Raw genomic sequence first — 25948 nt, 5'->3', positions numbered from 1 at the left:
AAATATGGGAGCGTTAGCATGGTTTTTAATAAGTATTCCTGAGAAAGAGGGAGTCCCACTTCGACTTCGAGTTGGAAATACGACCATTGCTATTATTCTCAGAGAGGGTAAGCTCCATGCTTATTCTGTCCGTTGTCCACATGCTGGTGCAGATCTCACGAAAGGTTGGTGTGATGAAGAAGGAATGCTTGTCTGCCCCTATCATAGACATCGATTCGATCTCGAAACAGGAAAAGGTGCGCCAGGACAAGGGAACTATATCGCTATTTATCCTTTAAAAGAAAAGGATGGTAAGTGGTACGTGGGTCTGCGAAAATCGTTCTGGAAAAGGATATTTTCCTCCTAAGATCCTCCACACGAACGGCTATTGGAGAATGCTTCTTGGCAAATCCCCATATGTTGACGTTAGTTAAGTGTTGAAGATCACAACTCGCGTAGCTTTTGAATATCTATTTCCCTTACCAAGGCTCGAGCTAGAATACGATTGGGGTCAATAATAGGCAAACCCGCACTTTCTTTCTCAGAAATCGCCAGTGGAAATTCGGCGCCCCCGAGAATTATCGCTTGAGCACCGGCTTTTTTAAGCTCTGCAATCGACGTAATAAGTTCCTGTCTTGCACGATTACTAACGGGCGAAGAAACAGCCTTTATACCATATGTTTTGTCATATATTGCAGCGTGAACGCTTTCTTGAAGCTGTTCATCGGGTTCTATGGCCTTGAGATCATAGTGGGCAAGTACTCCGGGATATAAGCCTGTGTTTTTAGTTCCTGTCGTTGCCAACACTCCGACGTCTATTTTTCCGTAATGAAGTTGTATATAGGCCGCAGTTTCTTCCACCATATGCAAAAGTCTGATCCGACTTTTTGCTTCGATAAGCTCTTCTTTTACGACATCAAAAATCCGCGAGGCATGTGCTGTATGGCAAGGGATAGCTGCCACAGTCGCTCCTGTTTTTTCGAGCTCTAAAATAATTTGAACTATGGCATAAGCGGGATTTTCCGCGGTTTTTCCAAGAAGGTAGGCGGTCCTGTCCGAAATCTTATTCGGTTGGGATGACAACAGTACAGGAAGATGCTCCTGATCCGTACTTGCGATGGTTTCTTCGATTATTTTCTTGACGATGTCTAGTCCAGCAAGTGGACCGACACCTCCTACTATTCCAATCATATCGTTTAGTTTTAATTACTGTCCCTATTGCCAACGCAGGAGGAACATGATGTCCTTTTCAAAAATAAAGCCAATTAATACTTATCTTTGGTGAAAAATTTAAATGAAAGTAATGCATAAAAAGAAATTATTACCTTTTTGTCTGGTTATTGCGGCTGTCGTTGTCGGCTGTCAAGATCAGGATAAGACACAAAATTCAGACAATCCATTACTCGCGGTCTATGATAGTCCGTTTCAGGTGCCTCCTTTCGATAAAATCAAAAGTGAACATTTTCGGCCAGCATTCAAAGTTGCTTTGGAGCAGCACAATCTGGAGATTGATTCTATCGTGAATAATACGGAGGAACCTACTTTTCAAAATACGATTGTAGCGTTGGAGAATGCGGGGACTTTGTTGAATAATATAGAAACGATTTTTAGCAATTTAAATAGTGCTAATACAAACGATTCTATTCAGGCCATAGATACAGATCTTGCACCAGTATTATCCGCACATACGGATGAAATTGCGTTAAATGAAAAGCTTTTTGCTCGTGTTAAATCTGTTTACGACAGTAGAAATACCTTAAGTCTAGATGCGGAGGATACGAAACTGTTGGAAGAAACGTATAAAGGATTTGTTCGTTCGGGAGCGAATCTATCGGCAGATAAGAAAGAGCAACTGAAAAAAATTAATGCGGAATTATCGGTTTTAACTACAACATTTGGACAAAACCTATTAGCGGAGACGAATGCTTTTGAACTTGTTATTGATAATGAAGGAGATTTAGCGGGATTGCCGGAAGGATTGAGATCCGCGGCTGCAGATGCGGCAAAAGCAAAAGGTAAGGAAGGAAAGTGGGTGTTCACATTGCAAAATCCTTCGGTTATGCCTTTTTTACAATATGCAGACAACCGATCCTTACGGAAAAAAATATGGGATGCTTACCAGAAAAAAGGAAACAATGATAACGACTATGATAATAAGAAAAATGTCGTAAAAATTGCTAATCTGCGACTAGAAAAAGCGAAGTTATTGGGATATCCTTCCCATGCGGCCTATGTTTTGGAAGAGTCTATGGCGCAAAATCCTGCAAATGTTTATGCGTTATTAAATAAGATATGGACTCCCGCCTTGGAAAAAGCGAAAGCGGAAGCTGCAGATATACAGAAAGAGATCGTTGCTGCAAAAGATACGTTCGAAGTTGCACCTTATGATTGGCGTTATTACCAAGAGAAGATCAGAAAATCTCGTTTTGCATTGAATGAAGAAGAAATCAAACCGTACTTTAGTTTGGCTTCGGTAAGGGAAGGGGCATTTGCGACAGCAAATAAATTATATGGATTGACATTTATTGCATTAAATAATGTTCCAGTCTACCATCCAGAAGTCGAAGTGTATGAAGTGAAAGATAAAGACGGTTCACATTTGGGGGTTTTGTACGCCGATTTCTTTCCTAGGGAATCTAAACGCGGTGGAGCTTGGATGACATCATACCGTAATCAAGCGACAAAGAGTGGAAAGCGTGTTGCTCCAGTAATATCTATCGTTTGTAACTTTACAAAGCCTATCGGCGATGAGCCGGCGTTGCTTACCTTTGATGAGGCAACGACTTTATTTCACGAGTTTGGCCATGCCCTTCATGGTTTACTTTCTAATGTCAAATACAGAAGTCTTGCGGGTACGTCCGTGTCGAGAGATTTTGTGGAATTGCCTTCACAAATCATGGAAAATTGGGCAGGGGATCCTGAGGTGTTGAAAACCTATGCGCGACACTACAAAACAAAAGAGGCTATTCCAGATTCTCTAATTGCGAAGATGGAGAAAGCAGGTACGTTTGACCAAGGCTTTGCAACTGTAGAATATGTTGCTGCATCTTTGCTGGATTTAGATTACCATGCGGCAACGACACCGATACCAGCGGATGTAAACGCTTTTGAATCTGCTGCTATGAAGAAAATCGGTTTGATCGACGCTATCATACCTCGCTACAGAAGCACCTATTTTCAGCATATATTTTCTGGCGGATATTCGGCAGGATACTATGCCTATATTTGGTCTGAGGTTTTAGATTCAGATGCTTTTGCTGCTTTCAAAGAAAAGTCATTGTATGACGCTCCTACAGCAGCATCTTTCCGAAAGAATATTTTAGAACGTGGAGGCACGGGTAACCCTGCAGAAATGTATAGACTTTTCAGAGGGACTGACCCTAATCCGGTTTATCTGATGAAAAAGCGCGGCTTAAATTAACCGTTTCGCTCTTATAGAAAAGCTGTATAGAAATATACAGCTTTTTTTATTGAAAAATCTTTTGCTTTTTGCTTTTTCTTATTTAAATTTGGTCTAAATAAATAAAGTAAATGTGTCAATCAATCATATTGAGTTCAAATGGTGCGACGACAGTAAGTTATTGCCAACAATGTAGAAACTGTTATATATGGCATCAGACTTTTCTATTAACATTTGATGCAACGCAATATCGGAGTTTTTGGGATGTAATTAAAGAAAAAATGGGAGTGGAAGAATATTTTCGTTTTCCAGATGGCGTGGCACGGATTGTACTAAATACACCCGTACGAGAGATTGTATTTACATTCACCCACGAAGAATGGATCGATTTTACGAAGTCAATGAATGAGGGATTCTACATGAGACAGATTCACGAGCTCATTCATCCCAACTAAGATATTAAGTCCTAGTAACCAATCTTAAATACGCCAAGGAATAGGGTTATCTAGGCACAATTTCTCACCGTGCTATAACATTCTGGATCATCCAGAATGTTATAGCACGAAATATTATATCCCTATAGAGTTGAATTGTAGATCATAGAGTTTCTTATAATAACCATCGATTCCCAACAATTCACTATGCGTGCCAATCTCTTTGATTTCGCCTTTGTCAAATACAATAATTTTATCGGCTTTCTGTATTGTTGATAGGCGGTGTGCAATAACAATTGCCGTGCGGTCTACCATCATATTGTCAATGGCATGTTGAATAAGCAATTCTGTTTCAGTATCGATTGAAGAGGTTGCCTCGTCTAAGATTAATATGGTTGGATTGTGCACGAGTGCACGTATAAAAGAGATTAGCTGAGCTTGTCCGGATGATAGTGTTGATCCTCGTTCTTGTACTTGGTAGTTAAACCCACCTGGTAAGCGCATAATAAAATCATAGGCGCCAACTTTCTTAGCGGCTTCAGTTACCTCCTCAATGCTGATTTGTGGGTTATGTAAGGTTATGTTATTATAGATGCTGTCTGCAAATAAGAATACATCCTGTAAAACAGTCGCAATATGATTTCTGAGATAGCTTAATTCATAGTCACGAATATCTACGCCATCAAGTAATATTGCGCCCCGTTGAATTTCATAAAGACGACTTAGAATGTTAATTGTGGATGATTTTCCCGCGCCCGTAGCCCCCACAAGGGCAAGCGTCTCACCAGGTTGAACATGAAAGCTGACGTCTCTCAGTACCCATTTTTCATCATTATATGCAAACCAAACCTGCTGGAACTCGATTTCTCCAAATACATGGGCTGGTTTTAATGTACCTTCGTTCGGTGTGAATTCTTGGGTATCCAATACATCGAATATGCGCTCGGCAGAAACCATTCCCATTTGTAGTGTATTGAACTTATCGATAAGCTCGCGAATTGGCCTAAAAATCATGTTAATATACATCAGAAAAGCCACCACGACTCCAGGAGAGATGCTATTTGCTAATATCTGCTTCGAACCATACCAAACCAACAAACCAGTTGCAATAGCTAAAATGATCTCGAGTACGGGAAAGAAAATAGAAAAGTACCAATTCGCACGAATGTTTGCATCTCTATGTTTTTTGTTGATTTCGTCAAACTTGCGCATCTCTTGCTCTTCGCGGGCAAAATACTGAATAATCGCCATACCACTGATGTGTTCTTGAAGAAAGGTGTTTAGATTGGATACCCAGGTTCTAACATCAATGAAAGCCGATTTCATCGACTCTTTGAAAATATAAGTCGCCCAAATCATAAGAGGCATTGGCACAAGTACAATAAGAGTCAGTGTCCAATCGGTATAAAACATGACGCCCAAGATGACGACAAGTTGTAACAAGTCACCTACGATTTGAATTAATCCCTGTGAAAAGATATTTGAAATGGTCTCTAGATCAGAAATAGTGCGTGTAATAAGCTTGCCTAGCGGCGTATTATCAAAATATTTTAAGCGAAGTTTTGTAATATGGTTGAAGACTTCTATGCGGATATCACGGATCACATTTTGACCAAGTACATTTGTTGCCAACGTATGGTAATAGCGCACAATTGTTTGAGCAAATAGCAATAACATCATAAGGACTAACATCCATGTCAATCCGGAGGCATCTGATTTCAAAATATAGTTGTCTAGGGTATATTCTATCAACATAGGAAGAGCAGGTGCCACAGCAGCCAGCAAGATGGTCAATATAACCGAGACCCAAAACATTCCTTGATAAGGACGCATGTAACGAGCCATTCTTTGTAGTAGCTTACTATCGTAAGTTTTTCCTGTTATTTTTTGTTCGCTCAAGATGAAATAGTGATATAGGGATAAATAACTTCAGTGAGATAAAGGCCATGTGCCGGTACCGACGTGCCTGCTTGTGACCTGCTTTTGCTCTGGATTACGTCTAAAATAGATTCGGGCGTTTTTTGCTTTAGTCCAATATCGAGCAATGTGCCCACAATTGCGCGCACCATATTGCGTAAAAAACGGTCTGCGGTTATATGAAAAACAAGTTTTCCATCCTGCCACAGCCATTCCGCTCTTTTTACGGTACAGATATTTGTAAACACTTGGGTGTTACTCTTTGAAAAACAGCCAAAATCTTGTTTTCCTAGAAGATAATGAGCTGCTAAATTCATTTTTTCTACATCTGGTATTTCTCGGATTTGCCAAGATTTGTGCAGTAAAAATGGGTCTTTATTGAAATGTATATGGTATTCATAGGATCTTTGTGTCGCATCAAATCGAGCATGAGCCTCTGTTGCGACAGGAAGAAGTCTGCGAACGGCAATGTCTGAAGGGAGTAACGCATTTAATGAATGCAGGAACCTGTCTGCATCAGGGATTAGTGTACCTGTTGCATCAAAATGAACATAGAGTTGTTTGGCATGTACTCCCGTATCTGTCCGCCCTGCGCCAATTGTTTCTATATCCCGGCGTAAAATCTTTTGCAGGGCTTCATTCAATTTTTGTTGTACAGAAACTGCGTTGTCTTGGATTTGCCAACCATGATATGCTGTTCCACTGTAAGCAATATCTAGAAAAAAGCGTTGCATTATATCTTCCACGCTACAAATGTAGGGAAAAGTATAATAAGCCACGGTGCGGAATGTATAATCTAACAATTCGATTACCGGAATACGATTCTTGGGTGATACGAAAGTTCCTATCCGTGTTGTGTTCGCAGAAATCGGGTAAACAACTCTTAGATTTAACTGTTATCTTATCGAGTACTACTTATGTGCGTAAAAGTAGGAGTGCTCTTTATGATCGCTAATTTATTTTGGAAGGAACGTAATTAGCTTGCAATAAAAAAGCAAATTTTCTAAGTTTGTCACTGGGTTTAAAATAAGATTATGATTCAACGTATTCAAACACTATGGTTGCTGGCTGCTTCGCTAACGCTCTTAGGGCTTTTTATATTTCCTTATGTAAGCTTTATCAATCTGGTTGGTTTAGGAAAGCAAATTTTTGTTACCGGAACCTACACTTCTCTGAACAACCAATCGTCACAAGAAAGCTCCTCCATCGTACAGGCTATAGTAGCTGGAATTGTAGCCTTATTTCCCTTGGTTATCATTTTCTTTTTCAAGAAAAGAAAGCGGCAGTTGCTTTTAGTAGTCACAGCAATTGTACTTATTATCCTGTTGGGTTTATGGATGTATAGTTCTGCGCATGCGGAGCTTGGTGCAATTTCGCAAAATCTACAAGCGGGAAACATTGGCGTAGGCTTTTTCCTCTTGCCGATCGCAATCATATTTTTAGCTATGGCTGCCGGTGGAATTCGTAAGGATGAAAAATTAATTAAATCAGCGGATAGATTGCGCTAAAGAGATGAAGTCTATAACCATTTTAGCCTGTCTTTTGTTGTGCTGTTGTTGCAACTTGTCCTTTGCACAAGAAGATCCTACACGTAATGTGTTGGATGATGTGCAAATTGATCTGAAACATGTAAAGTTAGACCCTGAGCATGATACATTGACTGTGGAATTGTTTTTAATATCCTATCAACGGCAACCACGAGAATTTAAGTTGAACACCTATGCGACTCAGGTAACCGATGATGCTGGTGAAAGACACTTTTTCACTTCAATAGAAATGGGCCGAGTGCTGTTACGCTTGGCGGACAAGCAAAATTATCTCCATTACCTCCTCGAAGACGACGTTCCTGTTTCATTGACTATAAAAGTCGCCGATTGGAAGAGTAAAGCCGTTCCGCGTAAAATTGCTTTGGTGTTTGAAGACAGTACAGAAGAAGGTAAATTTATTACCCAGGAGGTCGACTTAAAATAACCTCACATAGGCGTTATTTTTTCCTGTCGAAGCCATATAGGGTAGTTCGAGTGTCTTTTTTACCGCTGATCATGTTGGCAATAACCTGAGCGCCAATCATGCTAAACGTAATCCCATTCCCACCGTACCCTAATGTAAACAACATGTTGGGGGATCCGGGCCAAGGACCGATAAAAGGAAGTCCGTCGTCAGTGGAACTGAAAGTTCCACACCAGCTCATTTCTGGAATAAGTGGAACTTTGGGAAACCATTTTTTAAATTTCTTCTCCAATATAGCGGATTTTTTTCTTAGAAAATCATCGCGTTTGTTTGGCGAAGAAAAGGGAAGATCTTCACCTCCAATAATAATGCGATTATCACTTGTGGTTCGCATATACAGATAGGGGGAGCTCGTTTCCCATAACAATGCTCGATTGTACCAAAGTTGCTCTTCGTCGATAGGCTGTGATACCAAAGCATAAGTCGATAATAAACGCATGACGCGACGGGGAAGAAAATCTCCTGCCTCGAAGCCCGCTGCAATGACAACATAAGAGCAATAGATGTGTTGGCCATTTGCGGTTGACAATTTATAACCCGTATTTGTTTTTTTATAGTCGGTGATACGTGTGTTTGAAAACAGTTCGATTTTTCCTCGCTGACGGTAGTAATCTAGGATTCCGGTACTTGCAGCGTAGCAGTCCATTTGTGCAGAGCTGTCGTTGTATAAGGCTGCATGGTGAGTCGTACCTAATGTCTGTTGAAGTTCTTTCTTTTCGATGAAGTCTACGGGTAAGTGATGTTGCTTGCGGATCTTATATTCTTCTTTGAGCGCTCTACTGCTCGATTTTTTACTTGCGAGAAGAAATGTGGGGACATGTGAAAAACTTTGTTTTGTTTCTGTTTCCTCCAATACGTCAGCGATATCGTTGATTGATCGAAGACAATCGTGGTAGGCTTGAACAGCATGCTTTTCGCCGACTTTTTTAACTAACTCAGTTAATGGTACATCAATCTCGTATTGGAGTTGGGCTGTGCTTGCAGCTGTTGATCCCAAGCCCAATGATCTTTTGTCAATCACAATGCATTCTATATTTTTTTTGCACAGTTCGTGGGCAACAAGGCTTCCTGTTATACCTGATCCAATTATTGCAACATGTGTATGGATATCTTGCCGAACTGGATTATGATAATTGTATAATTTATTTTTTACGATCCAAAAAGGTAAACCTGAATGTAAGTCCATAGTGAGTTTACCTAAATAACAATATTGGAAGCTGCTTTGTTTAAATGTTAAAACAAAATTTCATCAATTTCTTCTATAGTAGAAAATTAAATCCAAGGTTTTTAAAAGGTGTATTCAAAATAAAAGCCGGCTTTATGCCGGCTTTTATTATCTAGAATATCGAATTTGCTGTTTGTCCATTAAGGACATCTGATCTTTCATCATCTTGATTTGATCCGCAAGTAATTTGTTTTTATCTGCCTTTTTAGCTTCAGATAGGAGCTTTTCGGCCTCTCTTTTGTTTCGTTTTGCCATTGCTACACCCGCAAGGCTCAGTTTTGCCAAAGCAACGTTATGATCCATATGAAGGCCTAAAGTGAGCGCTTTTTTGAAAAACTTTTCCGATTGAAGGGGAGCACGTTGGCTTTCTATAATACCAAGTAACATATGGTAATATCCGTGCTGAGCAGTAATGAGCTGTTTCTCGTAATTGTTTATTTTCTTAAGCCATTGTTCCGCTTTAGGCATGTTTTCTTTGCGAAGGAACCATTGTGCTAGTAGCATGTTCTCATTAAAAAATACAGTAACCCATGCAAGTATGGTAATTAAAATACCTAGGATCCCTAAAGCCCAGTGTCCAAACCAAAAAAGAACCACTGTTCCGATCAGTAAAAAGCTACTGATGATTATACGAACTATATTTGACATTGCTTTAAATTTCTAAAAATAAACTGACTACAAATATCCGGTTATTTTCGAGCTTATCCAACTTGTTTGCGGGATAAAATTGTAAAATTGTACATTTGTGGTATGTCGGAACGTTATGATCAAAGTTGGGCGGCTGTTTTGAAACCGCTTTTCAAACAAGATGCGATGCAACATCTGTCGGCTTTTGTACAGGAAGAGCGTCAAAAAACATTGGTATTCCCTCCCGAGGACCTGGTGTTTAACGCTTTTAAACTCACCCCATTTGAGAATGTCAAAGTTGTCATTCTGGGTCAGGATCCGTATCATAATGACGGGCAGGCGCACGGTCTATCTTTCTCTGTGCCGGATGGGATTGGGATTCCCCCATCTTTGCGCAATATTTATGCTGAACTTGCGACGGATATAGAGGGGTTTCGTTCCCCTTCAACAGGCAACCTGTCGCCTTGGGCAGAGCAGGGCGTTCTTTTGTTGAACGCCACATTGACTGTCCGTGCACACCAAGCAGCTTCCCATCAAAAAAGAGGTTGGGAAGAGTTTACGGATCAAATCATCCATGCTGTTTCACAAAAACTGGAGCATGTAGTTTTTTTACTTTGGGGCAGTTATGCACAGAAGAAAGCCTTGTTAATCGATCATAGAAAGCACCTTATTCTCAAGTCCGTACACCCATCGCCATTGTCCGTTTATAGGGGCTTTTTCGGCTGTAAGCATTTTTCGAAAGCAAACCAATATCTTTTAGATCATTCGAAGCTTCCGATTGATTGGCAGATTTAAGCGTATAGCTCTTTCAAATCTTTATACGCATAGTCTTCGGTCGCTAAGCGTTGGATATGATTAATTCGGATTTTACGTCCATATTGTTTGATATGTGTAAAGAGAAGGTGGCTGTCATATGTGACTTCAAAGGGTTGTGTCATGTCGATTTGTTCCATGGCTTCGCCTAGAACGACATATTCGAGCTCTCCTTTCGAAGTGAAGCGTTTAATTAGTATTTTTTCTGCTGAGACCGCTTGGATGGAAAACCAAGCTCCGTCGCCGACTCCCCCTAAATATTGAGCATCCTTAGGTACCGTGATTGGTTTAGAGGAAAAATCCATATAGCCGATGATCATGTCGTTGGGTAAAAGTAAGGCTTTCTGTTTTGTGACGTTGTCTCCAAGCTTTTTCAATAAAAAAGCGAACGACTGCCATCTGTTCATTTTGAAATGTTTGAAGCCCGTTGTACTAGAAAAGGAATATATCATACGGTCTTCTACGGCGTTGACTACATTACTTATAGGGCTCGCTTTGATCGTTTCAGGCAAATTAATACCGTGGCGCCATGTGTATTTGTTCGACGACCGAATCAACATTCTTGTAATGAAGCGGGAACAGTTATTATTGCTCCGCGCGACCGCACCATAAGGGAAAGTTCCCTGGTGGACGCAATCATCACCATAAGCTTTTGCGAGTTCAAAATTGATGTCTTTCGCTATGGAGAAGTATAGGATGCCTTCACCATACATCGCAGGTTTAAGCAACTCCATCTGTTCAATAATCTCTACAAGATTGACAATGTTATTTCCGTCAAATTTTGCTCTCATTTTAATCTCCAACCGTGGGTCAGAAAATTTAGATCTTGCCCTGCCGTAGCCTCTTGGTGTGATGTACCGCCCGAAATCATAGAACAGCATTTCTCCACTTGTACGTTTGATAATGACAATTCCTGTATGTCCTACTTTAAAGTTCAAGTTTTTGACGATGCCGATTTTTTTGAAAAACATCATCCATTTTTCATCCCCTCTTATCGTGGCATCTGGCCATGTTAAAACAAGGGCCAAATCATTACATTCAACTTGGTTTGTTTGTGGCATGTGTATTCTTCTTAATATTCCAAAGGAACAATAGGTTCTTTTTTACTGGTAGACATAATCATCATTGTTTGGAAGGTTTTCACAAAAGGAATTTTGGCAATTTTTTCCATGATGACCGCTTCGTAAGCTTTGATGTCTTTAACATAAACTTTTAGAATAAAATCACAATTTCCAGTTACATGGTGACATTCCGTGACTTCTGGTATTGCTTTAACCGCTTCCACAAATTCTGGAATGGCGTTGTGTGTATGGAAGTCTAGCGAAATTTGAATGAAAGATTTGATGCCCAAGCCCAATTTTTCTTCATCTACAAATGCGTGGTAGCTTTTGATAAATCCAGAGTTTTCGAGCTTCCTTACCCGCTCGAGAGTAGGAGCAGGAGACAATCCTATGTTTGATGCTAACTGCAAATTTGTGATTCTGCCATTCTCTTGCAAAAGCTTCAGTATTTTCAAGTCTGTTTTATCTGGTTGATATGGCATATTTTTAATCAGCTAAAAGTGAATATTATATTTTACGAAAAGTAAATGTACGGAATATTATTTCGAGAGCAAAGGTGATCGTGTAATAATTGATTATAGATAAAATTTATGTTAACTTATTTCTGTTATTACTTGTTTCTATCTGCGATCATCCGAATGTAAAAAAAGCCTTGCAAAGTCTGCTATAGCTATAAAAAAATGATATCTGTCACTTTTTTTAGTAAAAAGTCCGTTTAATTGGTTTGGCGAATCGGTTTTATTGCGTATTAAATCGTATCTTTGTAGTCCGAATTAGGGTAGGAATCGCCATTAATAAAAGGGGAAGAGAAATGAGTACCAAAGACGATGAATTACTAAAAGAGCTAGAGCTCGAAGAATATAAGTACGGTTTTACCACCGATATTGAAATGGAAATCGCCCCCAAAGGGCTGACCGAGGATACTGTTCGTTTAATCTCGGCGAAGAAGAATGAACCTGAATGGTTATTGGAATGGCGACTAAAAGCTTTTCGTCATTTCTTGTCTATGAAGATGCCTACGTGGCAAAACTTTGAAAATCCAGAAGTGGACTTTCAAGATATTTCCTATTACGCAGCACCGAAAGCGAAGAAGCAATTAGAAAGTATGGATGAAGTTGATCCGGAATTGTTAGCTACTTTCGAGAAGTTAGGCATTCCATTGGATGAACAGAAAATTCTAGCAGGCGTAGTGGCTGTAGATGCCGTTTTCGATTCAGTTTCTGTAAAGACGACTTTTCGCGAAAAGTTAAAGGAGCAAGGGGTAATCTTTTGTTCTTTTGGTGAGGCAGTTCAGGAGTATCCAGAACTTGTGAAAAAATATTTGGGAACCGTGGTTCCGCAAACAGACAATATATACGCGGCGTTAAATTCCGCTGTTTTCTCTGATGGATCATTTGTTTATATTCCGAAAGGGGTGAGGTGTCCAATGGAGCTTTCTACTTATTTCCGAATTAACGCCCAAAATACAGGGCAGTTCGAACGCACATTGATTGTTGCAGATGAAGGTGCTTATGTCTCCTATTTGGAAGGGTGTACAGCGCCAATGCGTGATGAGAACCAGTTGCATGCAGCTGTGGTCGAGCTTATTGCTGAGCGTGACGCGGAAATTAAGTACTCAACCGTCCAAAACTGGTATCCAGGAGATAAAGATGGAAAAGGTGGTATCTACAATTTTGTCACCAAACGAGGCATTTGTAAAGGTGACAACGCTAAAATATCGTGGACACAGGTAGAGACGGGATCTGCAATTACATGGAAATATCCTGGCGTAATTTTAAAGGGAGATAACTCTGTCGGTGAATTTTATTCTGTTGCAATGACGCGGAATAGACAGGTTGCAGATACCGGCACAAAGATGATCCATTTAGGAAAAAATACGCGTTCTAAGATTGTTTCAAAAGGTATTTCAGCGGGTTTAAGCCACAATAGCTATCGTGGTTTGGTTAAAATTGGGCCTAACGCGGATAAATCGAGAAACTTTACACAATGTGATTCTCTGCTAATTGGTGATCGTTGTGGAGCACATACTTTTCCTTATATAGAAAACAAGAACCGTTCTGCAAAATTGGAGCATGAGGCGACCACTTCGAAAATTGGAGAAGATCAGATCTTCTACTTGAATCAACGCGGTATAGATTCGGAGAAGGCAGTCGGTTTGATTGTAAATGGATATGCAAAAGAAGTGCTAAATCAACTTCCTATGGAATTTGCTGTTGAAGCACAGAAGTTGTTGGCGATCTCTCTTGAGGGGTCTGTAGGATAATTTAATAGTAATATAGCCTGCGGATATCTATGTCTCAGGTTTGATAAGCAATAGACACAATAGAAATGTTATCAATTAAGAATTTACATGCGTCTGTAGAAGACAAACAAATATTAAAAGGACTCAATTTAGAGGTCAAAGCAGGAGAGGTTCATGCGATTATGGGTCCCAATGGTGCTGGAAAAAGTACGTTGGGAAATGTGTTGGCAGGGCGTGATTCTTATGAAGTGACCGACGGTACGGCCTTATTGGATGGCATTGATTTGTTGGACTTGGCTCCTGAAGATCGTGCACGCGAAGGTCTGTTTTTGGCGTTTCAATATCCTGTTGAGATTCCTGGTGTTTCTAATATTAATTTCTTAAAGACCGCAGTGAATGATATTCGTGAGTATAGAGGGTTACCTCCAATGGAAGCGAAGGAATTTTTACAAGCGGTGAAGGAGAAACAGAAATTAGTTGAATTTTCTGCAAATTTAGCTAATCGCTCGCTTAATGAAGGTTTTTCTGGAGGAGAGAAAAAAAGAAACGAAATTTTTCAGCTTGCAATGTTGAATCCTAAATTAGCTATCCTTGACGAAACGGATTCAGGATTAGATATTGATGCCTTGCGTATCGTTGCAAACGGTGTAAATCAACTCCGTTCGAAGGATAATGCTTTTGTCGTAATTACCCACTACCAACGTCTATTGGATTATATTGTGCCCGATTTTGTGCATGTACTTTATAATGGTCGAATTGTGAAGACAGGACCAAAGGAATTGGCGCTGGAGTTGGAGGAAAAAGGTTACGATTGGTTAAAAGAGTATGACACGCAAACTGCATAATCTATTTATCCATGGATGAATTAGAAAGCGGATTGATAAAAAAGAACATGAGTACAATAGTTGCAGATTCATTATATCAACAGTTAGTATCCTGTTTTCAGGAATTGGAGACGGTACAGGAGCCGGCAAATCTGGCTAAATTTCGTAGAGAAGCGTTTGACCGTTTTCTAGAGGAAGGTTTTCCTACTGTTAAAAACGAAGAATGGAAGTATACTAATTTACATCCTTTGGTTAACCATACTTATGTGTTAAATGCCGATGTAGATGTGAATAATATTGATACCAGTAAAGCAGATATCCCAGGGCTTGATGCGCATCGTGTCGTGTTGGTAAACGGGCAGTATGTTTTAGCATTCTCTTCATTGGAAGATGAGATAGGTCTTGTTGTGAAGCCAATAGAGGAAGCGCATACAGAGGCAAATTTTCAGAAACATTATGCACAACATGCTGATCGCTCGGGGAATGTCTTAGTAGAACTTAATACAGCACTGCAGACATCTGGAGTTTACATCGGTGTTGCGAAGAACAAAGTGGTATCAAAGCCTATTCATATTGTTCATGTAGCGGTTGGTGATAAAGATTTTTTTGCGCAAACAAGAAATCTAATTGTAGTGGAACCTCATGCGGAGGCTGAAATAATAGAATCCTTTATTACATTAGACGACACAGCAAAGAATTTAAATAACAAAGTTACGGAGATTGTTGTTCAGGAAAATGCGAAATTGCAGCATTATTATCTGCAAATTTCGGAATCGGTTAGTCACTATATTCATCATACTGAAGTTTACCAGGAGCAACATAGTCTTTACAATAATTACAATGTGAACTTGCCTGGAGCAACCTTTATACGGAATAATATCAATGTTCGTTTGGATGCCGAAAATGTGGAGTCCCATTTGTATGGGATCAATTTAACAGCTGGGAAACAATTGGTAGATAACCATACTGTTGTTGATCATATGAAACCGCATTGTGAGTCGTATGAGTGGTACAAAAATATTCCTCAAGACGAATCTACGGCTGTCTTTAATGGAAAGATCTTCGTTCGTGAAGATGCGCAAAAGACAAACGCTTTTCAACAGAATAATAATATGTTGATCGGAGATAAATCAACAGTATATACAAAGCCCCAATTGGAGATTTTTGCTGATGATGTTAAGTGTTCTCATGGGTGTACAATGGGACAATTTGATGACGAAGCATTGTTTTACTTGCGCGCGAGAGGAATTGGTGAAGAGTCTGCTCGTGTACTCTTGGTGCACGCCTTTGCTTTCGATGTAACATCACGTTTTTCGAATGAAGAAGTTCGTTTGTACGTAGAATCTTTGGTAGCAGAAGGTTTAGAAAGAAAATAGATTATAGTTTTCCATTTTTATATTGAAAAGGCGTTTAGAAGTTCTAAACGCCTTTTCTTATAGCTCTCGTTTACATTGTTGTAAATAAAAAATCCCGTTTAATTAAACGGGATTTGAAGAGCGAAAGACGAGATTCGAACTCGCGACCCCAACCTTGGCAAGGTTGTGCTCTACCAACTGAGCTACTTTCGCTGATTGTGGAACAAAGGTAGTCATTTGTGCCTTATCTGTCAATAGCTTTTTTTAAATAATTGGAAGGCCGAGTTAGGTTGGCTGCTGTACTAAACGCATTATTTGATGATATGAAACGAGCTTTTCCTGATGTCGGCTTTGATTACAGAAGGATCGTAAGAAGCCCTAAGTTTTTAAACCCAATTAATTGTTTTCTGCAAGATTGTATCCTCTCCTCTGTGTTTAACCGGTACAGATTAAAGTGGAATGGCATCTACACAGTTTAGGCCATCTATCGCTGCCGAAACAATTCCTCCTGCGTATCCCGCTCCTTCCCCGCAGGGGTATAGGCCCGCGATTTCTGGATGTTGCAGACTATTCTTATCTCGAGGAATACGAATAGGGGACGATGTGCGAGACTCTACGCCGACTAATATGGCTTCGTTGGTATAGTAGCCTTTCATTTTCTTTCCAAAAATTGGTAAAGCACCTCGAAGGGCATTATGTACAAACGAAGGTAAGACTTCGTCAAGGTTGACGCTTGTTGTTCCTGGCTTATAGGACGTTTCTGGTAAGGATGTGGATACTTTCTTTTGTACAAAATCGACCATACGTTGCGCAGGAGCAACTAGATTTCCTCCACCCAACTTAAAGGCTTTTTTCTCAATCTGCTGTTGGAATTCCAATAAAGCTAGGGCATTGTCGAGTGCATTAGGAACATCTTCCAAATTAACCTGTATGACTGTTCCGGAATTTGCGTGAGGGTTGTTGCGTTTGGAAGGCGACCAACCATTGACGACGATTTCATCATGATCGGTAGCACAAGGGGCAATAACCCCGCCAGGACACATACAAAATGAAAATACCCCTCTGTCGTGAACTTGTTCAACCAAGCTGTAATAAGCAGGTGGCAGATTTTCATGCCGTGTTGTGCAATGGTACTGAGCTTGGTCTATTATTTCTTGCGGGTGTTCAATGCGCACGCCGAGTGCAAAAGGTTTAGCTTCAATAAGCCATCCTTTCTTATGGAAGAGTTGGAAAATATCACGCGCGGAATGCCCTGTCGCAAGAATTACATGATCGGCTAATATGGTTTCTTGTGCGGAGGTTTGTACACCGGTAACTTTTCCAAAAGCAGATAATATATCATCTACGCGACAATCGAATCTAATCTCTCCCCCACATGCTAAGATTCTGTTGCGCATGTCTTCGATAATATGGGGAAGTTTATTTGTTCCAATGTGTGGGCGCGCATCGACCAAGATATCGGTTGTTGCCCCATGCTCAACGAAGATTTGCAGAACTTTCTGTACGTCGCCACGTTTGTTGGAACGCGTGTAGAGCTTTCCGTCAGAATACGTTCCCGCTCCCCCTTCTCCAAAACAGTAATTGGATTCAGGATTAACGAAACCTTCGCGATTTATTTTTGCAAGATCGCGTCTTCGCTCTTTTACAGATTTTCCTCGTTCAATGATCACGGGTTTTAGTCCCCTTTCTAAGCAACGATATGCGGCGAACAGTCCCGCAGGGCCGGCACCAATGATAATGACTATAGGAGCGTCATGTACCATTTTTGTCTGCGAAGTAAAGACGGTAGGATTAGGCGATTCATCGATAAAAAAAACAACTCTCAAGCGGTATAAAACCTGTTTCCCGCGGGCGTCGATGGATCGTTTCCGTATGAGATGGCCTTGTATACGTTCCCGCTCAACCTTTAATTGTTTAGCTCCTAAGGTCAGTAGCCTATCTTCGTTATCGATAAATTCGGGCGCAAGCGCTATTTCAATTTCCTTTTGCATACTTTTTGGCTGGGTTTTTATCCCAAAACACGACAAAGGTACATAATTGTCTGTCAAATTGTGATGTATTTACTTCTGGTATAGCATTTGTTTCTGCTTTTTTCTTAGGAACATTTTTATTATTTTTATAGAGAATTGATTAAAAATTGCACATGAAAAGATTATTAATTGCATTTGTAGGGTTGTTTACAGCGCTGTCGTTTAGTTCTTGCGGATACAACACTATGGTATCAAAAGACGAAAATGTGAAAGGAAAATGGGCGCAGGTCGAAAACGCGTATCAACGTCGTGCTGATCTTATCCCCAATTTAGTGGCTACTGTTAAAGGTGCTGCACAGCATGAAGAAGGAACGTTGACCGCTGTTGTGGAAGCAAGGGCAAAGGCGACTTCCGTTAATGTTGATCCCTCTAATTTATCCGATGAAGCGATTGCTAACTTTCAACAAACGCAAGACGCTTTATCGCAATCCATTGGACGTCTCTTAGTAAGTGTTGAAGCATATCCTGATTTAAAAGCTAATGCTAATTTTCAGGAGTTGCAGGTTCAGCTGGAGGGGACAGAAAATCGTATTTCTGTAGAACGCAAAGCTTATAACGATGCTGTGCAGGATTACAATACTACGGTAAGAAGTTTTCCCAATAATTTGATGGCCGGTATGTTTGGTTTTAAAGCTAAAGGCACATTTAAGGCTGCAGAAGGATCCGATAAAGCGCCTACAGTCTCTTTCTAGGAAAAAGTTAAAAAGTATAATCAGAAGGTGAATGGAGCGTAATAAATGTTTCCATTCATCTTTTTTATTTAAAAAAAATGGATATATTTTCAACCGAAGAACAGGACCGTATCGTACAAGCGATCAGTGTTGCTGAGAGTCTGACATCGGGTGAGATTCGCCTGGTTATCGATAAGAAAGTAAAAGGTGACTCTCCCATAACTGCTGCAATTAGTTATTTTCAGAAATTAGATATGCATAAAACCATGTTGAAAAATGGGGTTTTGATCTATCTCGCCATTGATGATCACCAGTTCGCAATTATTGGCGATAAAGGCATCAATGAGAAGGTAGAAACAGATTTTTGGGAGTCTACTAAAGAGGAGATGCGCAGTTATTTTCAAAGAGAAGATATTTGTGCTGGACTTGTTGCAGGAATTCAGCATATTGGACAGCGTTTACAAGCCTATTTCCCTCGGCGCTCGGATGATGTAAATGAGTTGCCAGATGATATTTATTATGGTTCAAACGGATAGATCTGTAAATATGATGAGATATAAGATAAAATCTTTGCTATCGGCATTGTTTGTTTGTTTTCTTTCTATCCTTACCTTAAGGGGGCAAGACTTGCCACAGAACACGAATCGGTTGGTTTCAGATTTTACAGGTACATTAAGTAATGCTGAAATTAAAGCGTTGGAAAGTAAGATTTCTGCTTTTTGGGATAGTACCTCAACGGAGATCGCCGTTGTAATGATTTCAACGACGGATGGATACGAAATAGCAGATTATGGCGTTCGTTTAGCGAAAAAGTGGGCTATTGGAAATCGTAAATCCAATAATGGAGTCTTAGTATTGGTCGCCTTGGACGATCGAACGGCGACTATACAGACGGGCTATGGCTTGGAAGGAATACTGCCTGACATTATTGCGTATCGCATTGTTCAGAATGAAATTATCCCACACTTTCGTAAACAGGATTATTTTGGAGGGCTTGACAAGGCTGTTGATGCGATAATCTCCTATACAAAAGGAGAATATAAAGCGGATAAGCGAGGCGTCGCTAAAGGTAGAGAAGGAGGTGGAATTCCTGTTATTGCAATAATAATCATTGTTATTATTGTCATTTCCATCATTTCAAAAAATGGTGGAGGCGGTAATAGAGGTGGTCGCGTTGTGACAGGGAGAGGATCTTCAGACCTTTTTTGGTGGACGCTTTTGAATAGTTTGGGGAGAGGCGGCGGCGGCAATCGTGGCGGAGATGGCGGATTTGGTGGTGGTTTCGGCGGTTTCGGAGGAGGAGACTTTGGTGGCGGTGGAGCTAGCGGTCGCTGGTAGAACTGGCATGTTTTGTGTTTAAAGTGATTAGTAATAATAAATAGAATATATGAAATGTCCATGATTGTAAACCGAATGTAGTGAGCTCATTGATTCCATTAGAATTAAACACGATCAATAAGCACAAACGCGCATGAAGACAATCTAGACATTCCATATAGCCATTAAAAATAGATAATATATGAAAAAAGCAGTGTTAATGTCATTGGGGGTTATTCCAAGCTTATTGTTCGCGCAAGAGGAATTTACTTTAAATGGAAAAGTTGGGCAAACGCAAGCTGGAGCGAAAGTCTTTATTCAATATCGCGATAATGGACAGACTGTTTTGGATTCCGCGAATGTGACAAATGGAGTCTTTAAATACCAAGGATCGGTATTAGAACCTACGCAGGCTGGTTTGTTTCTTTCGACAGAAGGGAAAACGATGTCGGAATTACGTGAAAGCCCAGAAAGACCGCCGATGAATGTGGTTTATTTGGCGAAGGGCGTGATAAAGTTTGAAGGGGCTGATTTCAATTCAGCGGTTAGTAGTGGCAATGCTGTTAACGATGATTTTTCTAGATATAAAGGTGCTTTAAAAGAAGTTGAAGATCGCTTTGCAGCCCTAGATGTAGAGTATCAGGCAGCACCTGATGATAAGAAGGACGATGAGGTCTTCATTGCTGGTCTTCGTGATAAAGCTGAAGCCATCTATGAAAGGCAAAATGTAATTAATGAAGATTTTGTAAAGGCAAACCAGAACAGTTATGTAGCCTTGAGTATTCTCGATGAGCTGGCTTCTCCAGAAAATATTACATCATTTGTAAAACCTGCATTTGAAGGTTTTTCTGCGACGTTGAAAGAAACGAATGTCGGTAAAGGACTTGCTGAGAAAATTAAAGGTATGGAAAAATTAGCGGTTGGTTCACCCGCACCAGATTTTACGCTGCCTGATACAACAGGCAAAAGCTTATCTCTGTCTTCTTTGCGTGGTAAGTATGTTCTTGTTGATTTTTGGGCAAGTTGGTGTGGACCATGCCGCCAAGAGAATCCGAATGTTGTTGCCGCCTTTAACCGTTTTAAAGATAAGAATTTCACTGTATTAGGTGTGTCTTTGGATCAGCCAGGAGCAAAAGAAGATTGGTTAAAAGCTATTGAGGCTGATCAGTTGGGGCAATGGCCACATGTTTCTGATTTACAGTTCTGGAATTCTCCTGTTGTCGAGTTGTATTCCATAAGAGGTATTCCCCAAAATTACCTCATCGATCCGGATGGTAAAATTGTAGCATCTAATTTACGCGGAGAGGATCTGGAGCAAAAGCTACAGGAAATTTTAAATTAATCGTCTTAAATCATTTGAAGAGCGTATTTTTCAAATGATTTTTAATATGAAAAGGTCATTTCAAGCAAAAATTCTTCTGACTTGAAATGACCTTTTTTATTATTGAAGATACGCTGGCCCTCGTCTTTACAAGGACAGAATTTCAACAATACGTGTCAAATTTTCGTTAATCTTATCAATATGTTTGATCGCCTTGCTAAATGGCGTGAATTGGACATGGCCACAGATAAGACCTGCCATTTCTCCACGTCGTCCCTCGATCAATGCCTCTACGGAAGCTACTCCTAGTCGACTTGCTAAAACACGATCCATACAGGTTGGCTTTCCTCCACGTTGAATGTGACCCAAGATGGATAGCCGTACATCATAATGAGGGAAGTTTTCTTTTATTTTCTCCGCTACAACAAATCCACCTTCTTTATCGCCTTCCGCAACGATAATAATGCGTGAAGATTTATTTTTGCGGGTTTTGTCGAGTCGCTTCATAATGGCGTCATAGTCCACTTGTAGTTCCGGGATTAGAACAGCTTCGGCACCCGTAGAAATTCCCGATCGAAGAGCGATGAGGCCTGAGTCCCGTCCCATAACTTCGACGACGAAAAGACGATCATGAGACTCTGCAGTATCTCTGATTTTATCCACGGCATCGACAACTGTATTTATAGCAGTATCGTATCCGATAGTGAAATCTGTTCCTGCAAGGTCGTTGTCGATGGTTCCTGGAATCCCTATAATCGGAATATCAAATTCTTCGATGAATTTAGATGCTCCTGTGAAAGTTCCATCTCCCCCAATAACTACCAATGCGTCAATATCGAGTTTTTTAATGTTTTCAAAAGCTTGTTTGCGTCCTTCATAGGTTCTGAACTCATCACTGCGAGCCGTTTTTAGCACGGTTCCACCACGTTGTATAATGTTCGCCACAGATTTTGCATCCATTGGAATAATGTCGCTATGTACGAGTCCATCGTAGCCACGGCATACGCCAAACACATTTAAGCCATTATAAATACCGGCACGAACTACCGCGCGAATGGCGGCATTCATCCCTGGAGAATCTCCTCCGGAGGTTAAAACGGCAATATTTTTAATCGTTTTCATGTTAGATTGATTATGTCTTTATTTCTTTTTAAAGCTTTCTATCCCCTGTTTGAGGTAGTTGGCATAGCTTTCCACATCGTAGTTCGCTCCGCTTGGCGGTAGGAGTACGTTGCCCTCTGTATCCACGATCACATATTGTGGTTGGGAGTTGCTGTTGAACGTTGCCGCCTGGAAGTCACTGTTCTTCTTCCCTATGCTGTTGATCTTCTTGCCCGAATAGCTCGATACATACTGTTCTTCGGGCTGAAGTGCCGTACGGTCATCCACAAACAGCTCGATCATCACAAACTCGTTCTTGAGCAAGGAAGCCACCTGGGGATCTGTCCATACATTGGCCTCCATCTTACGGCAGTTGACGCAGTTCCATCCGGTGAAGTCGATCAGGGCCGGTTTCCCCTGCTCTTTGGCAGCGGCAAGCCCCTCTTCGTATTCGTAGTAAGGTTCGAATCCCTTCGGGGTACCACGCTTATGGAAGATATCGTAATATTTTTTTGTCTTGCTTGCCTTGGTAGAAGCCGTTGTACCAAAATTGGCAACGGACAGGTCAAAGTCCTGTGTGGCCGAAGGTGGCAGGAAGGCCGAAATGGATTTCAGGGGTGCTCCCCACATCCCGGGCACCATGTACACGACAAAGGCAAATACGACAATGGCGAAGATGGTCCGCGGTACGGAAAGATAAGCAAGGGGACTATCGTGCGCAAAGCTGATCTTGCCGATCAGATAGAGCCCCATCAGTCCGAATATGACGATCCACAGTGCCAGGAACACTTCGCGGTCCAGCCAGTCCCAGTGGTAGGCAAGGTCGACATTGGAGAGAAACTTCAGGGCCAGTGCGAGCTCCAGAAAACCGAGTACCACTTTCACGCTGTTCAGCCATCCGCCCGACTTGGGCAGGGATTTGAGCATGGAGGGGAAAACGGCGAAGAGCACAAAAGGTATGGCCAGTGCAATGGAGAATCCCAACATCCCGATGGCCGGTCCCATTCTCTCGCCCTTGGAAGCGGCATCCACCAACAGGGTACCGATGATCGGTCCTGTACAGGAGAAGGATACCAATGCCAGGCTGAAAGCCATGAAGAAAAGACCGATCAGGCCACCCTGATCTGACTTTGCATCGATCCTGTTGACAAAGGAGCTGGGCAGGGTCAGTTCGAAGGCCCCAAAGAAAGAGGCCGCGAAGAGCACCAATACCAGAAAGAATATAAAATTGAATACCCCGTTTGTGGAAAGGGCGTTCAGCGCATCGGAGCCAAAAGTAATGGTGATGAGCATCCCCAGTGCCACATAGATAATAATGATAAACAGTCCGTAGAGAAGCGCCTGCGATATGGCCCTGGCCCGTGAGCCGCTACGTTTGGTAAAAAAGCTGACGGTAAGGGGCACCATGGGAAATATACAGGGCATGATGAAAGCGGCAAAGCCTCCGATCAGACCGGTGATAAAGATTCCCCAGAGAGATCTATCCTGTGCGGTATCTGTTGTCCCTGTTTTTGTTTGGTCTTTGGCCAGGCTATCCTGGGCAACACTATCTGTTGCTCCATCGGCAAATACCAGATCATCAGGAACAGCCAGAAGACTGTCTGCTGCTGTTTGTGATGTGCTATCACTTGATGTCGTTCCTTCAGAGAAGACAATATCTTCTGACGATATTAAGCTGTCTTGCTGTCCGAAAGAAGAAAGATGAAAGAAGGAGAAAATAAGAATTTGTACGAATGTGACGTACTTCATTAATAAACGCATAGTCTATGTCGATAATGCGCTAAAATAAAAAAAAGGCAGTAAACTACTGCCTTTTGCTATGCTATTATTCGTAAATACTACTTAATTGTGACGTTAAAAGCGTATTCATCAGGAGGTAAACAGCGATTTTTATCACAAGCCATAAATTCGACAACCCCCTTTACAGTGGTTTGATTTTTGGATAATTTTACTTTTTGTTGGAAAGTCACTTCTTTTGAATAGAATGGAACATCCATTTTGAAATCTTTTTCGTATTTCGACTGTGGTGTTGGAGCGGCGACTTTACCGTTTAAGGTGAAATCCTTTGAAGGTGTAAATTGAAATGTTGTTGCAATAGGCCCCCCATCAGGAACATTCAGACCATAAATATGCCAACCTTCATCAATCGTTGCTTTAACAAATACGACAGCTTCTTTACTGTTCAATTTTTTAGAAGCGACACTCCATTTTACAGGATTGTAAATTTGAGCTATAGCTCCCCCCACTGTACACAAAACAGCAATAATAAGTAAACTTAATTTTTTCATGTAATCTTTCCTTTTTCTAGTGGACTCTTTTCGTATTACTAAGTTTAATCAAAGCTAGAAAAGAATTTTAAAAAATGGACGACAATCCGTGTTCTTAACTGCGAAAATTACGGTTAGATTATAAATGTAATTTCTTTTAAATCGAAAATTCGTAGCTGCTGACCAACGCTTAGAATAAGTTTTCCTTCGGAATTTACTTCCCGGATAGTGGCTTCTCGCTGCTGTCCGTCTATAAGAAACAAGGCGGGAGTATCTCGGCGGAACAAAAGTTGATTGTAAGAAGTAAGGAGCTTTTCTGAATCCTGTAAATCTAATGTGCAATAATAAGAAAGAATGGTATGCAGGAGATCGATGCCGCACTCTTCGATATCAAAATCGGACGATATTTGAGATTCTTTGACGAGCGAGGTGGCTTTATTCAAAAGGTGTTCATCGAAATTTCTTTGGTTGATATTCAGGCCTATTCCAATCGTAGCAACACGTATTTGCTGTCCCTGTATTTGATTCTCAATTAAAATTCCGCCTATTTTGCGATTATTAATGTAAATGTCGTTAGGCCATTTTATGGACACTGCAGGGGAAAACGAACTAACCCATCTATGTATTCCTAGACATACGAGAATATTGAGGTTGAACGATTGCGCTATACTGAGGTTCTTAGGATATAGGTTAAAGCTGAATGTTAGATTTTCACCGGGTTTTGTCTCCCAGGAACTCCCTCTTTGACCTTTTCCTTGCGTTTGGTGTTTTGCCATAATGGCAGTCGCTTCCCGAAGTGGCTTAATATTTGACAAAAGTTCTTTTAAATAATCGTTTGTGGATGATACTTCTTCAAGAACAATTAAATTTTGTCTAAGGTAAAGTCGGGAAAATGTGTTATTTTGCAAGGGAAAAATATTTTATAAATTAAATATCGTTCAAAACTAATATTTTTTAATGAGTAAAAATACAAAAACACAATTGTCGGGAAAGCTTGCTGAGGTAGTTGTTTTGGGAATGCAGGAAAAAAAAGGCAACGATATAGTGCGGTTAGATATGCGGACTGTTAATGCAACTTTGTCGGATTATTTTGTAATTTGTCATGCAGACTCAACAATTCAAGTCAATGCTATCGCCAAGAGTATTGAAGACGAAGTATACAAGGCGTTTGGTCAGGAGCCTTGGCATAAAGAAGGGCATGGAAACGGAGAGTGGATCCTGTTGGACTTTGTAGACGTTGTTGTTCATATATTTAAGACCGAAAAGAGAAGTCATTATGGCATTGAAGATTTGTGGGGGGATGCACAAGTGCAATCCTACCAGAGTGCCTAGTTTTTTAAGAAAGTAAGAAAAG

The 25948-nt window shown here is 40.7% G+C and carries 26 protein-coding genes and 1 tRNA gene; 14 read left to right on the top strand and 13 right to left on the bottom strand.

From position 1 onward, the window contains the following. The first annotated feature begins 4 nt into the window (after nt 1-4). Nucleotides 5-346: a Rieske (2Fe-2S) protein gene (locus ACSZOX_RS07765; RefSeq protein ID WP_437919295.1), complete on the top strand. Its 342-nt coding sequence runs from the start codon at nt 5-7 to the stop codon at nt 344-346. Between the two features lie 77 nt (nt 347-423). Here the strand turns inward: ACSZOX_RS07765 and ACSZOX_RS07760 are convergent, their stop codons facing one another. Then, nucleotides 424-1170 (bottom strand): aspartate/glutamate racemase family protein, encoded by a 747-nt coding sequence (locus tag ACSZOX_RS07760; protein WP_437919294.1) that lies wholly within the window; start codon nt 1168-1170, stop codon nt 424-426. A gap of 112 nt (nt 1171-1282) precedes the next feature. Between ACSZOX_RS07760 and ACSZOX_RS07755 the strand changes: the two genes are divergently transcribed. Next, nucleotides 1283-3400 carry a M3 family metallopeptidase gene (locus ACSZOX_RS07755; protein ID WP_437919293.1) on the top strand — a complete coding sequence of 706 codons (2118 nt, stop codon included), beginning with the start codon at nt 1283-1285 and terminating at the stop codon, nt 3398-3400. Nucleotides 3401-3510: 110 nt separating this feature from the next. Then, nucleotides 3511-3834 carry a hypothetical protein gene (locus tag ACSZOX_RS07750; protein WP_437919292.1) on the top strand — a complete coding sequence of 108 codons (324 nt, stop codon included), beginning with the start codon at nt 3511-3513 and terminating at the stop codon, nt 3832-3834. A 114-nt stretch (nt 3835-3948) separates the two neighbouring features. Here ACSZOX_RS07750 and ACSZOX_RS07745 read toward each other — a convergent pair whose 3' ends face one another. Both ACSZOX_RS07745 and truA read right to left on the bottom strand, forming a co-directional pair. Then, nucleotides 3949-5712 carry an ABC transporter ATP-binding protein gene (locus ACSZOX_RS07745; protein WP_437919291.1) on the bottom strand — a complete coding sequence of 588 codons (1764 nt, stop codon included), beginning with the start codon at nt 5710-5712 and terminating at the stop codon, nt 3949-3951. Further along, nucleotides 5709-6464, bottom strand: a complete 756-nt coding sequence (gene truA / locus ACSZOX_RS07740; protein ID WP_437919290.1) for a tRNA pseudouridine(38-40) synthase TruA — start codon at nt 6462-6464, stop codon at nt 5709-5711. The genes ACSZOX_RS07745 and truA overlap by 4 nt, the downstream gene beginning before the upstream one ends. 300 nt (nt 6465-6764) lie before the next feature. Between truA and ACSZOX_RS07735 the strand changes: the two genes are divergently transcribed. Together ACSZOX_RS07735 and ACSZOX_RS07730 are read left to right on the top strand one after the other, a co-directional pair. Continuing rightward, nucleotides 6765-7238 (top strand): DUF4293 domain-containing protein, encoded by a 474-nt coding sequence (locus tag ACSZOX_RS07735; protein WP_437919289.1) that lies wholly within the window; start codon nt 6765-6767, stop codon nt 7236-7238. A 4-nt stretch (nt 7239-7242) separates the two neighbouring features. Then, nucleotides 7243-7701 carry a hypothetical protein gene (locus tag ACSZOX_RS07730; RefSeq protein ID WP_437919288.1) on the top strand — a complete coding sequence of 153 codons (459 nt, stop codon included), beginning with the start codon at nt 7243-7245 and terminating at the stop codon, nt 7699-7701. A gap of 13 nt (nt 7702-7714) precedes the next feature. Here the strand turns inward: ACSZOX_RS07730 and ACSZOX_RS07725 are convergent, their stop codons facing one another. Then, entirely contained in the window at nt 7715-8926 is a 1212-nt protein-coding gene (locus tag ACSZOX_RS07725) for an NAD(P)/FAD-dependent oxidoreductase (protein WP_437919287.1), read from the bottom strand. A gap of 147 nt (nt 8927-9073) precedes the next feature. Continuing rightward, nucleotides 9074-9613: a DUF2892 domain-containing protein gene (locus ACSZOX_RS07720; RefSeq protein ID WP_437919286.1), complete on the bottom strand. Its 540-nt coding sequence runs from the start codon at nt 9611-9613 to the stop codon at nt 9074-9076. A 102-nt stretch (nt 9614-9715) separates the two neighbouring features. On the opposite strand from ACSZOX_RS07720, the gene ung reads away from it, so the two are divergent. Then, nucleotides 9716-10387 (top strand): uracil-DNA glycosylase, encoded by a 672-nt coding sequence (gene ung / locus ACSZOX_RS07715; protein ID WP_437919285.1) that lies wholly within the window; start codon nt 9716-9718, stop codon nt 10385-10387. On the opposite strand, the gene ACSZOX_RS07710 is transcribed toward ung, so the two are convergent. Together ACSZOX_RS07710 and ACSZOX_RS07705 are read right to left on the bottom strand one after the other, a co-directional pair. Continuing rightward, nucleotides 10384-11466, bottom strand: a complete 1083-nt coding sequence (locus ACSZOX_RS07710) for a DUF6695 family protein (protein ID WP_437919284.1) — start codon at nt 11464-11466, stop codon at nt 10384-10386. The genes ung and ACSZOX_RS07710 overlap by 4 nt on opposite strands. Nucleotides 11467-11477: 11 nt before the next feature. Beyond that, nucleotides 11478-11948 (bottom strand): Lrp/AsnC family transcriptional regulator, encoded by a 471-nt coding sequence (locus ACSZOX_RS07705; RefSeq protein ID WP_437919283.1) that lies wholly within the window; start codon nt 11946-11948, stop codon nt 11478-11480. 329 nt (nt 11949-12277) lie between these two features. Here ACSZOX_RS07705 and sufB point away from each other — a divergent pair, with 329 nt between their 5' ends. The 3 genes from sufB (at nt 12278) to sufD (ending at nt 15908) form a co-directional block, all read left to right on the top strand. Further along, entirely contained in the window at nt 12278-13729 is a 1452-nt protein-coding gene (sufB, locus tag ACSZOX_RS07700) for a Fe-S cluster assembly protein SufB (protein WP_437919282.1), read from the top strand. 65 nt (nt 13730-13794) lie between these two features. Further along, on the top strand, nt 13795-14553 hold the full coding sequence (gene sufC / locus ACSZOX_RS07695) for a Fe-S cluster assembly ATPase SufC (protein ID WP_437919281.1): 759 nt from the start codon (nt 13795-13797) through the stop codon (nt 14551-14553). Nucleotides 14554-14600: 47 nt separating this feature from the next. Continuing rightward, a complete protein-coding gene (sufD, locus tag ACSZOX_RS07690) occupies nt 14601-15908 on the top strand; it encodes a Fe-S cluster assembly protein SufD (protein WP_437919280.1) in 1308 nt (435 codons plus the stop codon). Nucleotides 15909-16027: 119 nt separating this feature from the next. Here sufD and ACSZOX_RS07685 read toward each other — a convergent pair. Further along, nucleotides 16028-16100: transfer RNA gene (locus ACSZOX_RS07685), tRNA-Gly, on the bottom strand. 236 nt (nt 16101-16336) lie between these two features. After that, nucleotides 16337-17878 (bottom strand): NAD(P)/FAD-dependent oxidoreductase, encoded by a 1542-nt coding sequence (locus ACSZOX_RS07680; protein ID WP_437919279.1) that lies wholly within the window; start codon nt 17876-17878, stop codon nt 16337-16339. Between the two features lie 152 nt (nt 17879-18030). Here ACSZOX_RS07680 and ACSZOX_RS07675 point away from each other — a divergent pair, with 152 nt between their 5' ends. From ACSZOX_RS07675 to ACSZOX_RS07660, 4 genes are all read left to right on the top strand, one after another. Then, a complete protein-coding gene (locus ACSZOX_RS07675; protein ID WP_437919278.1) occupies nt 18031-18609 on the top strand; it encodes a LemA family protein in 579 nt (192 codons plus the stop codon). Nucleotides 18610-18686: 77 nt separating this feature from the next. Continuing rightward, nucleotides 18687-19124 carry a TPM domain-containing protein gene (locus tag ACSZOX_RS07670; RefSeq protein ID WP_437919277.1) on the top strand — a complete coding sequence of 146 codons (438 nt, stop codon included), beginning with the start codon at nt 18687-18689 and terminating at the stop codon, nt 19122-19124. A gap of 10 nt (nt 19125-19134) precedes the next feature. Continuing rightward, nucleotides 19135-19926: a TPM domain-containing protein gene (locus ACSZOX_RS07665; RefSeq protein WP_437919276.1), complete on the top strand. Its 792-nt coding sequence runs from the start codon at nt 19135-19137 to the stop codon at nt 19924-19926. A 181-nt stretch (nt 19927-20107) separates the two neighbouring features. Then, nucleotides 20108-21247, top strand: coding sequence for a redoxin domain-containing protein (locus ACSZOX_RS07660; RefSeq protein WP_437919274.1), 1140 nt, complete (start codon nt 20108-20110; stop codon nt 21245-21247). A 126-nt stretch (nt 21248-21373) separates the two neighbouring features. Here ACSZOX_RS07660 and pfkA read toward each other — a convergent pair whose 3' ends face one another. The 4 genes from pfkA to ACSZOX_RS07640 all read right to left on the bottom strand — a co-directional run bounded on the left by pfkA (nt 21374) and on the right by ACSZOX_RS07640 (nt 25502). Beyond that, complete coding sequence (gene pfkA, locus ACSZOX_RS07655) at nt 21374-22348, bottom strand: 6-phosphofructokinase (RefSeq protein WP_437919273.1); 975 nt, start codon at nt 22346-22348, stop codon at nt 21374-21376. An 18-nt stretch (nt 22349-22366) separates the two neighbouring features. Continuing rightward, complete coding sequence (locus tag ACSZOX_RS07650) at nt 22367-24076, bottom strand: protein-disulfide reductase DsbD family protein (RefSeq protein ID WP_437919272.1); 1710 nt, start codon at nt 24074-24076, stop codon at nt 22367-22369. 89 nt (nt 24077-24165) lie between these two features. Further along, a complete protein-coding gene (locus ACSZOX_RS07645) occupies nt 24166-24615 on the bottom strand; it encodes a protein-disulfide reductase DsbD domain-containing protein (protein WP_437919271.1) in 450 nt (149 codons plus the stop codon). Between the two features lie 113 nt (nt 24616-24728). Further along, complete coding sequence (locus ACSZOX_RS07640) at nt 24729-25502, bottom strand: biotin--[acetyl-CoA-carboxylase] ligase (protein WP_437919270.1); 774 nt, start codon at nt 25500-25502, stop codon at nt 24729-24731. A 49-nt stretch (nt 25503-25551) separates the two neighbouring features. Here ACSZOX_RS07640 and rsfS point away from each other — a divergent pair, with 49 nt between their 5' ends. After that, on the top strand, nt 25552-25926 hold the full coding sequence (rsfS, locus tag ACSZOX_RS07635) for a ribosome silencing factor (protein WP_437919269.1): 375 nt from the start codon (nt 25552-25554) through the stop codon (nt 25924-25926). Nucleotides 25927-25948: the final 22 nt, after the last annotated feature.

The sequence above is a fragment of the Sphingobacterium sp. LRF_L2 genome (assembly GCF_965644235.1).
Taxonomy (GTDB): Bacteria; Bacteroidota; Bacteroidia; order Sphingobacteriales; family Sphingobacteriaceae; genus Sphingobacterium.
The sequence above is the reverse complement of the archived record's forward strand: the minus strand, read 5'-3'. Positions and strand labels throughout refer to the sequence as shown.

What these genes read in the sequence shown, in the direction of transcription:
- ACSZOX_RS07765 (WP_437919295.1), top strand. Translation starts at nt 5, where the DNA reads ATGGGAGCGTTAGCATGGTTTTTAATAAGTATTCCTGAGAAAGAGGGA.
- ACSZOX_RS07760 (WP_437919294.1), bottom strand. Translation starts at nt 1,170, where the DNA reads ATGATTGGAATAGTAGGAGGTGTCGGTCCACTTGCTGGACTAGACATC.
- ACSZOX_RS07755 (WP_437919293.1), top strand. Translation starts at nt 1,283, where the DNA reads ATGCATAAAAAGAAATTATTACCTTTTTGTCTGGTTATTGCGGCTGTC.
- ACSZOX_RS07750 (WP_437919292.1), top strand. Translation starts at nt 3,511, where the DNA reads ATGTGTCAATCAATCATATTGAGTTCAAATGGTGCGACGACAGTAAGT.
- truA (WP_437919290.1), bottom strand. Translation starts at nt 6,464, where the DNA reads ATGCAACGCTTTTTTCTAGATATTGCTTACAGTGGAACAGCATATCAT.
- ACSZOX_RS07735 (WP_437919289.1), top strand. Translation starts at nt 6,765, where the DNA reads ATGATTCAACGTATTCAAACACTATGGTTGCTGGCTGCTTCGCTAACG.
- ACSZOX_RS07730 (WP_437919288.1), top strand. Translation starts at nt 7,243, where the DNA reads ATGAAGTCTATAACCATTTTAGCCTGTCTTTTGTTGTGCTGTTGTTGC.
- ACSZOX_RS07725 (WP_437919287.1), bottom strand. Translation starts at nt 8,926, where the DNA reads ATGGACTTACATTCAGGTTTACCTTTTTGGATCGTAAAAAATAAATTA.
- ACSZOX_RS07720 (WP_437919286.1), bottom strand. Translation starts at nt 9,613, where the DNA reads ATGTCAAATATAGTTCGTATAATCATCAGTAGCTTTTTACTGATCGGA.
- ung (WP_437919285.1), top strand. Translation starts at nt 9,716, where the DNA reads ATGTCGGAACGTTATGATCAAAGTTGGGCGGCTGTTTTGAAACCGCTT.
- ACSZOX_RS07710 (WP_437919284.1), bottom strand. Translation starts at nt 11,466, where the DNA reads ATGCCACAAACAAACCAAGTTGAATGTAATGATTTGGCCCTTGTTTTA.
- ACSZOX_RS07705 (WP_437919283.1), bottom strand. Translation starts at nt 11,948, where the DNA reads ATGCCATATCAACCAGATAAAACAGACTTGAAAATACTGAAGCTTTTG.
- sufB (WP_437919282.1), top strand. Translation starts at nt 12,278, where the DNA reads ATGAGTACCAAAGACGATGAATTACTAAAAGAGCTAGAGCTCGAAGAA.
- sufC (WP_437919281.1), top strand. Translation starts at nt 13,795, where the DNA reads ATGTTATCAATTAAGAATTTACATGCGTCTGTAGAAGACAAACAAATA.
- sufD (WP_437919280.1), top strand. Translation starts at nt 14,601, where the DNA reads ATGAGTACAATAGTTGCAGATTCATTATATCAACAGTTAGTATCCTGT.
- ACSZOX_RS07680 (WP_437919279.1), bottom strand. Translation starts at nt 17,878, where the DNA reads ATGCAAAAGGAAATTGAAATAGCGCTTGCGCCCGAATTTATCGATAAC.
- ACSZOX_RS07675 (WP_437919278.1), top strand. Translation starts at nt 18,031, where the DNA reads ATGAAAAGATTATTAATTGCATTTGTAGGGTTGTTTACAGCGCTGTCG.
- ACSZOX_RS07670 (WP_437919277.1), top strand. Translation starts at nt 18,687, where the DNA reads ATGGATATATTTTCAACCGAAGAACAGGACCGTATCGTACAAGCGATC.
- ACSZOX_RS07665 (WP_437919276.1), top strand. Translation starts at nt 19,135, where the DNA reads ATGATGAGATATAAGATAAAATCTTTGCTATCGGCATTGTTTGTTTGT.
- ACSZOX_RS07660 (WP_437919274.1), top strand. Translation starts at nt 20,108, where the DNA reads ATGAAAAAAGCAGTGTTAATGTCATTGGGGGTTATTCCAAGCTTATTG.
- pfkA (WP_437919273.1), bottom strand. Translation starts at nt 22,348, where the DNA reads ATGAAAACGATTAAAAATATTGCCGTTTTAACCTCCGGAGGAGATTCT.
- ACSZOX_RS07650 (WP_437919272.1), bottom strand. Translation starts at nt 24,076, where the DNA reads ATGAAGTACGTCACATTCGTACAAATTCTTATTTTCTCCTTCTTTCAT.
- ACSZOX_RS07645 (WP_437919271.1), bottom strand. Translation starts at nt 24,615, where the DNA reads ATGAAAAAATTAAGTTTACTTATTATTGCTGTTTTGTGTACAGTGGGG.
- rsfS (WP_437919269.1), top strand. Translation starts at nt 25,552, where the DNA reads ATGAGTAAAAATACAAAAACACAATTGTCGGGAAAGCTTGCTGAGGTA.